The 12,286-nt window shown below is 69.5% G+C and carries 9 protein-coding genes; 2 read left to right on the forward strand and 7 right to left on the reverse strand.

Translation table 11 applies throughout. The annotated features are described in order from the left end of the window. Positions 1 to 65 precede the first annotated feature (65 nt). Together CA951_RS12730 and CA951_RS12735 are read right to left on the reverse strand one after the other, a co-directional pair. Positions 66 to 398: a helix-turn-helix transcriptional regulator gene (locus CA951_RS12730; RefSeq protein ID WP_072938215.1), complete on the reverse strand. Its 333-nt coding sequence runs from the start codon at positions 396 to 398 to the stop codon at positions 66 to 68. Continuing rightward, a complete protein-coding gene (locus CA951_RS12735; protein WP_087557185.1) occupies positions 395 to 841 on the reverse strand; it encodes an SRPBCC family protein in 447 nt (148 codons plus the stop codon). The genes CA951_RS12730 and CA951_RS12735 overlap by 4 nt, the downstream gene beginning before the upstream one ends. Positions 842 to 1,044: 203 nt before the next feature. Here CA951_RS12735 and CA951_RS12740 point away from each other — a divergent pair, with 203 nt between their 5' ends. Then, positions 1,045 to 2,061 (forward strand): type IV toxin-antitoxin system AbiEi family antitoxin domain-containing protein, encoded by a 1,017-nt coding sequence (locus CA951_RS12740; protein WP_087557186.1) that lies wholly within the window; start codon positions 1,045 to 1,047, stop codon positions 2,059 to 2,061. A gap of 84 nt (positions 2,062 to 2,145) precedes the next feature. Here the strand turns inward: CA951_RS12740 and CA951_RS12745 are convergent, their stop codons facing one another. Genes CA951_RS12745 through CA951_RS12755 form a run of 3 tightly spaced genes read right to left on the reverse strand, consistent with a single transcriptional unit; the run spans position 2,146 to position 5,045 of the window. Next, positions 2,146 to 2,856 (reverse strand): type 1 glutamine amidotransferase, encoded by a 711-nt coding sequence (locus CA951_RS12745; protein ID WP_087557187.1) that lies wholly within the window; start codon positions 2,854 to 2,856, stop codon positions 2,146 to 2,148. Further along, positions 2,849 to 4,102 (reverse strand): MurT ligase domain-containing protein, encoded by a 1,254-nt coding sequence (locus tag CA951_RS12750; RefSeq protein ID WP_087557188.1) that lies wholly within the window; start codon positions 4,100 to 4,102, stop codon positions 2,849 to 2,851. The genes CA951_RS12745 and CA951_RS12750 overlap by 8 nt, the downstream gene beginning before the upstream one ends. A gap of 25 nt (positions 4,103 to 4,127) precedes the next feature. Beyond that, on the reverse strand, positions 4,128 to 5,045 hold the full coding sequence (locus CA951_RS12755) for an EamA family transporter (protein WP_087557189.1): 918 nt from the start codon (positions 5,043 to 5,045) through the stop codon (positions 4,128 to 4,130). A gap of 73 nt (positions 5,046 to 5,118) precedes the next feature. Here CA951_RS12755 and CA951_RS12760 point away from each other — a divergent pair, with 73 nt between their 5' ends. Beyond that, complete coding sequence (locus CA951_RS12760) at positions 5,119 to 6,012, forward strand: LysR family transcriptional regulator (protein WP_087557190.1); 894 nt, start codon at positions 5,119 to 5,121, stop codon at positions 6,010 to 6,012. A 114-nt stretch (positions 6,013 to 6,126) separates the two neighbouring features. On the opposite strand, the gene CA951_RS12765 is transcribed toward CA951_RS12760, so the two are convergent. Together CA951_RS12765 and CA951_RS12770 are read right to left on the reverse strand one after the other, a co-directional pair. Further along, the gene (locus tag CA951_RS12765) at positions 6,127 to 6,507 is read right to left on the reverse strand and encodes an SHOCT domain-containing protein (RefSeq protein ID WP_087557191.1); all 381 of its coding nucleotides are present in this window, start codon (positions 6,505 to 6,507) and stop codon (positions 6,127 to 6,129) included. 166 nt (positions 6,508 to 6,673) lie between these two features. Next, positions 6,674 to 12,160, reverse strand: coding sequence for a biotin carboxylase N-terminal domain-containing protein (locus CA951_RS12770; RefSeq protein ID WP_087557192.1), 5,487 nt, complete (start codon positions 12,158 to 12,160; stop codon positions 6,674 to 6,676). Positions 12,161 to 12,286 lie beyond the last annotated feature (126 nt).

Raw genomic sequence — 12,286 nt, forward strand, 5'->3', positions numbered from 1 at the left:
CTCGAGAAGCAGAGATCCGGCCGAGAATGCAGAAGCATTCCCGGCCGAACCCCTGTCTGGGGTCTTTACTCCTCCATCGATTCCGCGATCTCCTTGATGGCCGCCAAGCGGCGGTCCCACTCGGCCCCGATCCGTTCGAGCGTCCGCGCCGTCTTGTTCAGTTCGGCGCCCAGCGCGCGGTAGCGGATCTCGCGGCCCACCTTCACCGACTCCACCAGCCCGCACGCCTGCAGAGCGGTCAGATGCTTCGCGATGGCCTGCCGCGACACCGGAAGCCGGGTGGCCAGCGACGACGCCGACTGGTCCGACCGCCCCAGTTCGGTCAGGATCTCCCAGCGAGTCTCGTCGGACAGCGCCGCGAACACCGAGGCCAGTTCGGCATACGTGCCCACCGTCATGCCTTCACGCCGTGCAGGTACGCGACCAGTTCGTCGAGTTCGGCGTGCCAGCCCTGGACGTTGGCCTCGCGGGCCCGCTTCTGGTCGGCGACCTCGCGGTCGAGGGTGTCGAACCCGGTTTCGACGACGGTCAGTTCGGTGCCGGCGGCGTGCTCGGACAGCGTGAACCGCACCAGGGTCGAGTTGCCGACCACTGGGTCGGCGTCGATGTCGGCGGCCCAGCGGAAACCGAACGCGTTCGGTTCGTCGACCTCCGTGACGACGGCGCGGGCCGTGCCGTGCTCGTCCCACGTGAAGGCGGCCTCGCCGCCGACACTGAGGTCGAGCGACGTGCGCTGCCCGAACCACTGGCTGATCTTCTCGGGATCCGTGATCGCCGCCCATACCGCCGCTCTCGGGGCGTTCACGACAACGGTCCTGGTGATGCTGCTCGATGCGTCCATGACGGCTACCTTCCTCGTGAGGTGATCTGCAACTCCATGGTTGCACACGTCTGCCGGTTCGTGCAACTGCTGGGTTGCACTGACACGTGAGTGGCAAAGCGTCGCCGGGGACGCTTTGCCACTCACCTGGGTTATGCACAGCCTGTGGATAACCGGGCCCGCGGGACCGATCCGTGTCGGGGAGGGCCGACACCGTTTCGGGCATGGAACACGACTCATGGCAAGCGCTTCTCGACGCCCAGGACGGCGTCGTCACCACGGCACAGCTACGGGCGCACGGCGTCAGTGCCACCGCACTCCGGCACCGGGTGGTCACCGGCCAATGGTTGAGGGTGCTTCCCCGGGTCATCGCGGTGACCAACGGCCCGCTCACGCGCCCGATGGCCCTCTCCGCCGCGCTTCTCTACGGCGGCGGTCGCGCGATCCTCAGCCACCGGACCGCGGCCGAGGAGTGGGGGATGCTCCGCATCGACGACCCGTCCGCTCCGGTTCACATCACCGTGCCCTACAAGTGCTCGGCGGTGAACCAGGGCTCGACGGTACGCGTAACGGGCGGTCCACGCCCGACCTCTGCCGGAAACGCCCTCGTGCACGGCGGCGTTGTGGTCCATCGGTCCCGGGCCTTCGGGCACATCGCCGTCCCGTTTCGCCAACCCCGAACATCGAAGGCCGACACGGTGTTCGACCTCGCTGTGTCCGAAGAAACCCCGAAGGAAGCGGCGGCGCGATTGATCGAAGCGGCCACCAACGGCAAGGTTCACGTCGATGCGCTCCGCCGGAAACTCGAGCTCCGGCGCCCGTACCGGCACGCGACGGAGATCGCCGATGCGGTGACGCTGCTCGGCGACGGCGTCCAATCCGTCCTCGAGCACCGGTACGCGCTCGACGTCGAGAGGTCGCACGGACTGCCGGCCGGGAAGCGTCAGATGCCGCACGTCGTGGACGGCCGGATTCTGTACGAAGACGTCGACTACAGCCCGACCGGAGTCCCGTTGATCGTCCGGCTCGACGGGCAGCAATATCACAGCGGGCAGCAGTCCCGCTTCCGTGACCGCCGGCGTGACAATGCCGCGGAACTCGCCGACCGTCCGCGGTTGGTCTACGGTTGGGACGAGACCACCCGCGACCCGTGCGGGGTGTTCGAGGAGGTGCGGCGCGTGCTGGTCCGGGAGGGCTGGGCCGACACGACGCACCGGTGTCCCGCCTGCCCACGTGAGTGAAAAAGCGTGTCCGGGGACTCTTTCCCACTCACCTGCCCAGGTGAGTGGGAAAGCGTGCGGGACCACACTTTGTCACTCACGTGCCTAGACGCGCAGACGCTCCCGGCGCAGTTGGTCGACCTCGGGCAGGTCGAGGGGGGCGAGTTCGTCGACGCCCAGTGCCCGCTTCAGCAGCAGGTCGGCGAGTTCGGGGTTGCGGGCGAGCGCGGGTCCGTGCATGTACGTGCCGATCACGGAACCCTGCACGACGCCTTCGAGTCCGTCTCCGACGCCGTTGCCGACACCGTGCGTGACCCGGGCGAGCCCGCGTGCGCCGGCGCCGAGTGTGGTTCCGCCGCGGTGGTTTTCGAAGCCCGTCAGCGGCTGCGTCAAGCCGTCGATCTGCGGGGTGGTGATCACCTCGCCGATGGACCGCGTCGCCTGCGGGGACGTGGTGACGTCGAGCATCGACACACCGTCGACGCGTTCGCCGCTCGACGTCTCGTACCAGTTGCCGAGCACCTGGATGGCGGCGCAGATCGCCAGGACGGGGGCGCCGCGTTCGGCGGCCTTCTGCAGGCCGGGGTACTTGGCGAGGTGCCGGGTGGCGAGGCGTTGCGCCGAGTCCTCGGCGCCGCCGAGCGTGTACACGTCGAGCGACTCCGGGACCGGGTCGTTCAGCGTGATCTCGACGATCTCTGCGTCGTAGCCGCGCATCCGCAACCGCTGCCGGAGGATCAGGGCGTTGCCGCCGTCGCCGTAGGTGCCCATCACGTCGGGCAGCACCAGGCCGATGCGGACGGTCGAGTCAGGCATTGCGCGCCTCCTTCGCGATGGCGGTGTTGAGGTCGCGGAACGCGGTGTAGTTGGCGAGCACCTCGACGCGTCCGGGTGGGCAGGACGCGATGGCCCGCAACGGGTTCGGGTCGAGGGTGTGCTCGACGCCGGCGTACGTGAGGCGGACGGCAAGGTCGGTGCCGCGTTCGCCGGCTGCCACCACTTTGACGCCCTCGAAGTGCTCGAACCGCACGTCCCACAGCCAGGACAGGTCCTCGCCGTCGGGAACCTGCCCGTTGACGGCGATCACGAGTCCGTCGACGGTGGGGTCGATCATCGACAGCGCTTCCTGCCAGCCGGCGGGGTTCTTCGCGAGCAGCATGTGCACGGAGTGCGATCCGACCTCGACGGTGCTGTAGCGGCCCGCGACCTCCTGCACGGTGGCCGCGGCGGCGACCGCGTCCTCCGCCTTCGCACCCATCGCGACGGCTGCCGCGACGGCCTGCGCGGCGTTGCCGCGGTTGGCGCGCCCGGGCAGGGCGAGCGTCATCGGGATCTTCAGACCGTCGGGGCCGTACAGGTTTTCGTCGTCCAGCCACCAGTCGGGCGTCGGGCGCGCGAAGTCGGAGCCGGTGCTGCGCCAGTGCGAGCCCTCCCAGACGATGGGTTCGCCGGTGCGCGGACAGCTGGCGGCGTCGCTGGCCCAGCCGCCGCCCGCGGCGACCCAGACGACGTTCTTCGCGTCGTAGGCGACGGAGGCGACGAGGACGTCGTCGCAGTTGGCGATCACGACGGACTCCGGGTGCGCGGCGACGCAGGCGCGAAGTTTGCGTTCGATCATGTTGATCTCGCCGACGCGGTCGAGCTGGTCGCGGCTGAGGTTGAGCAGAACGAGGGCTTCGGGGTTGACGGCGTCGCTGACGTGCGGGACGTGCAGTTCGTCGACCTCGAGGGCGGCGAGGGGCGCGTGGACGCGGGTGCTGAGCGCGGCGACGATGCCGGCGTCCATGTTGGCGCCGTCCGCCTGCGTCGCGACCTCACCGAGGGTGGAGAGCGCCGCCGCGGTCATCCGGGTGGTGGTGGACTTGCCGTTGGTGCCGGTGATCACCGCGGTGCGCCGGTGGGCGCCGAGCTGTTCCATCAGGGTCGGATCGATCTTGAGGGCGATCAGCCCGCCGATCATCGAGCCCTTGCCGCGCCCGGCCTTCTGCGACGCCCAGGAGGCCGCGGCCGCTGCGCGCAGGGCGACCTTCCCGCGCGTGGTGATCCCAGTTCCAGTACTCACTCCGCGAGTTTTGCACAGGGTCCGGTCAGACGCCGACTCGCGCGGGGGCAGGTGAGTGCGAAAGTGTGCTCGGACGCGCTTTGGCGCTCACCTGGGTGGCGGCGGCACCGGCGATGACGACGGCCCCGCCGATCAGCGACAGGACGCTCGGCTCCTCGCGCAGCACCAGCCAGGACGCCCCGATCCCGACGATCGGGACCAAAAGGGAGAACGGCGCGACCATTCCGGCGGGGTAGCGGCTCAGCAGTGCCGTCCACAGACCGGAGCCCGCGACCGTGCCGAGGATCACGATGTAGGCGAGGCCCGCGAGCGCGAGCGGACCGGTGCCGTGCAGCGAGGACGTCAGGGCGTCCCAGCCGGCCGACGGCCCCTCCACCCCGAGCGACAGCGCCAGCATCGGCAGCGGAGGAATGACGCACATCCACAGCATCAGCCGCATCGGCTGGTCCGACGCGGCCTTGCGGTTGCCGATGCTGCCCAGCGCCCACGACAGTCCCGCGAGCAGGGTCAGGGCCACCGGCAGCAGCGCGGCGTGCTGGGTGCGGTCCCAGCCGATGACGGTCATCCCGGCCATCGCGACGAGCAGTCCGCCCACCTGCGCCGGCCGCAGCCGCTCCCGCAGCGCGGCCGCGCCGAGGACCACCGTGAACGGCGCGGAGGACTGCAGCACCAGCGACGCGAGCCCGGTCGGCATCCCGACGTGCATGGCCCAGAACAGGAACGCGAACTGGCCGACGCCGAACCCGACGCCGTACACGAGCAGCCACTTCAGCGGGACCTGCGGTCGGGGAACGAACAGGATCACCGGGATCGCGATGACGAAGAATCGCAGGGCCGCGAAGAAGAACGGCGGGAAGTGGTCGAGGCCGGCGCGGATGGCGAGGAAGTTGAGCCCCCAGAGGACGACGACGGTGAGTCCGAGCAGCCGGTCGCGGGAGGTCATGCATTCCATCGTGAGGGCACGGAAACAATCAGGACAAGCGCATTAAAGTGCACCATCGATGTAGTTTTGCTACATGGATGCGACCCGGTTGCGCGTGCTCCGAGAGCTGGCGGACCGCGGGACGGTGGCGGCGACCGCGCAGGCGTTGTCGATGACGCCGTCGGCGGTGTCGCAGCAGCTCAAGATCCTCTCGCGGGAGGCCGGGGTGACGCTGCTCGAACCGGCAGGCCGCCGGCTGCGGCTCACCGATGCCGGTCAGGCCCTCGTCGTCCGCGCCGACGACGTCGTGGCCGCCCTGGACCGCGCGGCGGCCGAGATGAGCGCCTACCGCGGTTCGCCACGCGGCCGGGTACGGGTGGCGCTGTTCCCGTCCGGTGCCGCACTGCTGCTGCCCGGACTGCTGGACGCGCTCGCGGGCAGCGGGGTGGACGTGCAGGCGCGTGACGAGGACCTGCCGGCGGCCGCGGTGCCCGCCCTGCTCGCCGATTACGACGTGGTGCTGACCCATCGCGACGAGCGGGCCCCCGACACGTCTTCGCCGCGGGTGACGGCCGAGCCGCTGATGCGCGAGCCCATCGACCTGATCCTGCCGCCCGGCCATCCACTCGCCGGACAGGACGCGGTCCGACCGGACCAGTTGGCGGACGAGAGGTGGATCAGCGTGCGCGGCGGGTTTCCCGTCGACGACGTGCTGATGTCGGTGGCCGCCGCGACCGGTGTGCAGCCGCACGTGGCGATGCGCATCAACGACTTCCGGGTCATCGAGGAACTCGTCGCCGGCGGTCACGGCGTGGCTCTGCTGGCCCGGCACGCGGTGACCAGCCGCGCGGTGGTCCAGCTTCCCCTCGCCGGGGTCCGTGCGGCCCGCATCTACGAACTGGCGCGCAGACCCGCGGCCGACGACGTTCCCGCCGTCGCCACCGTGCTGCAGGCGTTCCGGGACGTCGCGGCCCGGATCGTGGAGTGAAGGAGCGGATCGCGGACTGAACGGGCCGGATCGGGGACTCAGCGGGCCGGAAACTGAAGAAGGCCCGCCGGGCAGGCGGGCCTTCTTCGGGGCGGGCGCTCAGCTGCCCAGTACTCAGCTGCTCAGCGCCTTCGCCTTCAGCGTCTCGTATTCCGCCTGCGTGATGGTGCCTGCATCGAGGAGGCCCTTCGCGTCCGCGATCTGCTCGGCCGAGGATTTGCCCGCGACGGAACGGATGTAGCTGTCCTGCGCCTGCTTCGCCTCCTGCGCGGCCGCCATCGAGCGCTCGGCCATGCTCTTGCTCCGGGTGATGAGGTACACGAGCGCGGTCAGCAGTGGGACGAAGAACAGGAAGACGATCCAGATCGCCTTCACCCAGCCCGACGTCTTATGGTCGCGGAACAGGTCGGTGATGATGGAGAACAACAGGATCAGGTAGGCCACGAAGCCGAAGGTGACGATGATCACCCAGAGAAAGTCCCAGAAAGAGTCCATAGCAGCGCTCCATTCACAGTCGAATTCACTCTGCGCTGACTATCGCACCGGGTCGGGGCGCCCGCGTCATCCGAAACAGGTGAAATGCGGGCTGACCTGACGCCACGCCCGCGAAACGCCGAACGGCCGCGACACCGGTAGGTTGCCGCGGCCGTTCGGGTGGGGACTACTTGCCGGCTTCGACCGCCCGGCGCATGCCGCGCTCGACCGCACCGATGATGTACGGACGCAGCTCCACGGCGGGGATGACGGCGTCGACGGAGCCGACCCGCTGTGCCCGCTGGATGTTGTGCACGGCCTCGAACTCGGCAGCGACCTCACCGAGCTTCTCGTTGCGCACCGCAGCCTGCTGGGCCGCCAGTTCCACCCGCAGGTGAGCCTGCTGGGCGTCGTTCTGGGCGCCGGCCAGGTTGGCCTCGAGCTCCCGGATCGACGGGTCCGCCGCCACCCGCGAGTTGACCTCACGGGTGAACACGACGGCCGCGGCGGGGGCACCACCGAGGACCGAGGCGAACGAGCCCTCGACCGCCAGCACCTCCATGTTGTCGTTCAGTGCTCCGGAGAACACCACGAACGCGCCACCGTGGTAGCGGGAGACGACGCAGAACACGATCGGACCGTCGAAATTGACGATGGCGCGGCCGATCTCGGCGCCGTACTCGAGCTGGATGTGTCGCAGCGAGTCCGGGGAACCGTCGAATCCGGACAGGTTGGCCAGCACCACGAGCGGACGGCTGCCGCTGGCGGCGTTGATCGCCCGGGCCGTCTTCTTCGACGACTGCGGGAACAGCGTGCCCGCGGTCCACTGGTCGGGACCGTTGGCCGGCGACCATCCCTTACGGGCGATGGCGCGCGACTCGATGCCGATGACGCTCACCGGGTATCCGCCGAGGTGGGCGTCGAACACGACGGACGTGTCGGCGTCGGCCATGTCGGCCCACCGCTCCAGCACCGTGTGGTCCTGGTCGACGAGTGAACGCATCACCGTGCGAATGTCGAACGGCTTTTTGCGTTCCGGGTTCGTCTCCGCGGAGAAGATGTCGCCGACCGTGGTGAAGTCGCTGGACGGGTGGATGTGCGGGAAGGACCGCACGTCGCGCCCGATCGGGTCGCTGGTCTGCGCCCGCCGCGGGAAGCGTTCTCCGGCAACGACGTACGCGTGGTCGTAGTGCGCGAACAGGATCTCGCACGCGGCGGGCAGGTTCGGCGCCCAGTACTGCGCCTCACCGTTGGGGCCCATCACGCGGTCGTAACCACCGATACCGAAGTTGTCCTCGGCCGAGACGCCACCCGAGTAGTCGAGCGAGTTCTTGCCGGTGAGCACCATGGCGCTGTCCGGCGTCATGACGAGAATGCCCTTGGTGTGCATCAGCATCGTGGCTTCGGCGTTCCAGTACGGCTGCGCACCGACGTTGATGCCGGCCACGATCACGTTGACCTCGCCACCGTCCTGCGTGAACGTGATGAGGCGACGCAGACCGCGCGACACCCAGTCCATGTTCTCCGTGCCGCTGTCCATGGAGATCGTCGCGCCGGACGACAGCGCGAACCACTCGACGGGAACACCCAGCTTCTCGGCCAGGTCGACACCGGCGACGAGGCGGGCGCACTCGGCTTCCGCCACGGTGCCCAGAGCCTTCGTCGGGTCACCGAACAGCGCGACGCGGGTCATGCCCTCGGGGTGCCGGTCGGTGCGGGCCGTGACCAGACCGACGACGAGGCCGGCCTTGTTCTGGCCGTACGGACGCTCGACGGGCACCAACTGGCCCGACTCGTCCAGGTCGTGCTCGACGAAGCTGCCGTCGCGGCCGGTGAGCAGCGGGATCAGCTCGTACGGGTAGACGGTGCCGCGGGCACGGGAGCTGCGGACCTTCTGCGTGTACGCGTCGAGCGGCTGCAGCGGTTCGGTCGGCGGTTCGGTGACCTTGACGACCACGCCTGCTCCGGTGCGGTAGGAGAAGCGCAGAGCCTTCTCCCGCGACTCCGTGCCGGGCTCGCCCTGGAGGCGGGCGATCACGGTGATCTCCTCGAGGCCTGCGCCCGCGGTGAGCGGTGCCGCGACCCGGGCGAATGCCTCGAGATCCTCGACGGGGACGTCGATCTTCGGCCACACGTACAGCACGACGCGGTTGGCGTCGAGCTTGCGCTTGCTGCCGCGCGTGGCCTGCGCCCGGCGGATGCCGTCGAGGCACGACTGCAGCACACGCTCGGCCGCGGGAACACCGACGACCTGGCCGTCCTCGTTGCGGACGGGCGTGATGTCGCGGACCTCGGCGAGCGCGATGAGGCGTTCGTCGGTGGGGTTGTCGCGCGAGACCAGGTTGAACAGGAACGTCTCGGCGGACGCGGGGAGGCGGGTGCCGTCGAAGTTCTTCAGGCGCCAGAGGTCGAGTCGCTGACCGGTGAGCGGGTGCATGTCCCGGATCAGCTTCTCCTCCGCGAGGACGCCTGCGTCCGGGCGGTAGGTGAACTTGCGGACGTCGACGTCGGTTCCGCCGAAGACGGACACCGTGACGCGGCGGCAGGTCGCGGCCAGCGGCAGCGCCGTCAGTGCCTTCCGCAGGTCCTCGGACATGGTGTCCGGGTCGGCGGGCGGCGCGGTCCACGACAGGTAGAGGTCGAGGACGAGGTTCTCGGGGTTCTCCGAGGCGACGGCACCGATCTCGTCGAGCGCACCGGGCAGTTCGGCGTACTCGGCGACGGCGGAGACCAGGTTCAGGCGCTCGCCGAGCAGGTCGAAGTTGCCGGTGACGAAACGGCGTCCGTTGCGTTCGAAGGACGTGACGTCCTCGAGCGTGCGGATGTCGTAGTAACGCCGGGTGACGACCTCGAGCAGCGGGCCGACGGTCGTGCTCTTGCGCGCGATCCGCTGTCCGAGGAGCTCGGTCAGCGACTGCGGGGTGGCGACCAGGGCTTCGAGGCGTTCCTGGTAGTCGCCGGCGGCGGGGTTCTCGGCGAGGTACTCGAGGCTGCCGCGGACACCGTCGTACACCTGCTCGCGCGCCTTGCGGATCTGCGGCTCGTCGAAGAACCGGAACCGCACGTTGCGGGCGACGTTGCCGATGACCGGGTAACGGACCTGGGTGGCGGTGATGAGCCGGTCCAGGACCTCGCCGAGTCCGCTGGGTGCGCGGCCGGGAGCGTTGCCCTCGTTCAGCCACCGGTCGAGCAGGGCGGCGATGACGGGAACCTGGTTGTCCATGCGCTGCTGCGCGAGGAACAGGCGGTAGACCGCCTCCTCCAGCTCGCCGGTGCGCTCGAGGTCGGTGACGTCGTAGTGACGCAGCGCCCGCGACAGCCGGGTCGTGAACGACTCCGGCAGGCCTTCGAGTTCGACGTCGAGGGTGTGCAGGTAGGTGTGGAAGTGCTCGCGCGGGCTGTGGACGCGCTCGTCAGCGTCCTCCTCGGCTGCGGTGGGACGGTTACGTCCGATCTCGCAGATGTCCGCGAACGTGTTCAGCAGGGCGAGTTCCGCCTGCACCAGATCCGCGTCGCCCGCGATTTCGGAGCGCAGCTTCTCGTAGTCGGCGAGGAGCACGCCTGCCCGCTTCGCGCTGACGTCGTATCCGGTGAGCAGCGCGGCGAGCGCGTCGATCTGCTCGAGGGCGTCGGTGCGGACGTCGCCCTTCGAGGCGGGGACGGCGACCTCGAATTCGACGCGCGGCGACTTCGGAGCGGTGGACTCTTCCGCGGTCTCCTCGACGCGCAGCAGTGCGGTGCCGGCGTCGACCTGGGAGTTGACCATCGCGAGAACTTCGCGGACCCGGCCTGCGACGGGCGCACGGACGGCGGTCTCCATCTTCATGCTCTCGAGGACGACCAGCGTGTCGCCGACCTCGACCTCGTCGCCGACGGACACGGGCACCGCGACCACGACTGCGGGAGCGGGTGCGCGGACGACGCCGGCCTCGTCCTGGCTGATCTGGTGGCTGATGCCGTCGACCTCGACGAGGTACTGGGCGCGGCCGGCGACCGACACCACGTGGTGGCGGCGGGTGCCGACGACGAGGCGGCTCTCGAATTCGCTGAGCCGGTCGACCTCGACCTCGACGTCGGGGCTGTCGCCGTCGACGCGGTAGCTGTGGGCGCCGACCTGCGTGACGGTGAGGCCGTAGGCCTGACCCTGGTAGCTGAGCTCCACCTTCCGGCCGATGGCGTGACCGGCGCGGGGGCGTCCACCGCGAGCGGAGGAGAGGAACGCCTCGCGCTCGAGCTTCTCCTCGGCGTCGTAGACGTCGATGGCGGCGGCGATCAGTGCGACATCGGCCACCTTGGTGGGCGTCGTGACGCTGCCGACGCCGGTGCGGTCGAGCCAGCCGGTGTCCGCGGACGCGGAGATGACCTCTTCGCGGTCGAGCAGTTCGAGGAGGAACGACTTCGTGGTGGTGCCGCCCTGCAGCACGACAGTGGTCTCGCGGAGCGCGGTGCGCAGACGCGCGAGGGCCTCGGAGCGGTCGCGACCCCAGGCGATGACCTTGGCGACCATCGAGTCGTAGTCGGGCGGGATGACGTCGCCCTGGGCGATGCCGGTGTCGACGCGGAGACCGCTGCCGAGCGGGAACTTGAGCAGCTGCACGGCGCCGGGTGCGGGAGCGAAGCCGTTGGCGGCGTCCTCCGCGTTGAGGCGGGCCTCGACGGCATGACCGAATTCGGGCGGGCAGTCGCCGACGAGCGGCTCACCGCTGGCGACGAGGATCTGCAGCTTCACCAGGTCGATGCCCGTGGTGGCCTCGGTGATGGGGTGCTCCACCTGCAGGCGGGTGTTGACCTCGAGGAACGTGAACGTCTTCTGCTCGGGCTGGTACAGGTACTCGACCGTGCCGGCGCCGCGGTAGCCGGCGGCGCGCACGAGCTCGGCGGAGACGGTGCGCAGGTGGTTCGACTGCTCGGCGGTGAGGAGCGGGGAGCTGGACTCCTCGATGACCTTCTGGTTCTTGCGCTGGATGGAGCAGTCGCGCACACCGGGAGCCCAGACGTTGCCGAAGTTGTCGGCGATGACCTGTACCTCTACGTGGCGTGCGTCGGTGACCAGCCGTTCGATGAACACGACGGGGTCGCCGAAGGACCGCTGGGCCTCACCCTGGGTGCGTTCGAGCGCGAGTTCGAGCTCGTCTTCCGACCACACCTTGCGGATACCGCGGCCACCGCCGCCGGAGCGGGCCTTGATGATGAGCGGGTAGCCGATGGCCTGGGCGTGACGACGGGCGTCGGCGCGGGTGGCGACGGGGCCACCGCTCCACGGCGCGACCGGGACCTCTACCTTCTCGGCGAGGAGCTTGGCCTCGACCTTGTCGCCCAGCAGGCGCATCGCTTCGGCGGGCGGGCCGATGAATGTGATGCCGAGCTGCTCGCAGACCTCGACGAACGCGGGATCCTCGGCGACGAAGCCCCAGCCGACCCACACGGCGTCGGCCTTGCTCTCGCGCAGCGCGCGGGCCAGCTCGGCGTGATCGAGGTAGGCGGTGCCGGTCTTGACTGTGCGCAAGCACACACCTTCGTCGGCCTGCCGGACGAACATCGCGCGACGCTCGGCCTCGGTGTGCAGGGCGATCGTGCGGATGCCGTAGTTGTGCTCGGCGTTCAGTTCGCGCACCGCACGAATCAGGCGGACGGCCGCCTCGCCGCGGTTCACTATCGCTATTCGCTTGAACATCTGTTATCGCTCCGTTTCCGTAAAACTCATTGATCCGCAGAGTGTTTCGATGGCCAAGGCCATGTCCGCCGAGGACTGGGTGCCGCCTTCGCGGACACGTGCACCCCTGCACAACCCACTTGACTT

Origin of the sequence: Rhodococcus sp. NCIMB 12038 (assembly GCF_002165735.1) — a bacterium.
Taxonomy (GTDB): domain Bacteria; phylum Actinomycetota; class Actinomycetes; order Mycobacteriales; family Mycobacteriaceae; genus Rhodococcus_F.

Excerpts from the sequence above, each read along its gene's own strand:
- CA951_RS12730 (WP_072938215.1), bottom strand. The coding sequence starts at position 398 with ATGACGGTGGGCACGTATGCCGAACTGGCCTCGGTGTTCGCGGCGCTG.
- CA951_RS12735 (WP_087557185.1), bottom strand. The coding sequence starts at position 841 with ATGGACGCATCGAGCAGCATCACCAGGACCGTTGTCGTGAACGCCCCG.
- CA951_RS12740 (WP_087557186.1), top strand. The coding sequence starts at position 1,045 with ATGGAACACGACTCATGGCAAGCGCTTCTCGACGCCCAGGACGGCGTC.
- CA951_RS12745 (WP_087557187.1), bottom strand. The coding sequence starts at position 2,856 with ATGCCTGACTCGACCGTCCGCATCGGCCTGGTGCTGCCCGACGTGATG.
- CA951_RS12755 (WP_087557189.1), bottom strand. The coding sequence starts at position 5,045 with ATGACCTCCCGCGACCGGCTGCTCGGACTCACCGTCGTCGTCCTCTGG.
- CA951_RS12760 (WP_087557190.1), top strand. The coding sequence starts at position 5,119 with ATGGATGCGACCCGGTTGCGCGTGCTCCGAGAGCTGGCGGACCGCGGG.
- CA951_RS12765 (WP_087557191.1), bottom strand. The coding sequence starts at position 6,507 with ATGGACTCTTTCTGGGACTTTCTCTGGGTGATCATCGTCACCTTCGGC.
- CA951_RS12770 (WP_087557192.1), bottom strand. The coding sequence starts at position 12,160 with ATGTTCAAGCGAATAGCGATAGTGAACCGCGGCGAGGCGGCCGTCCGC.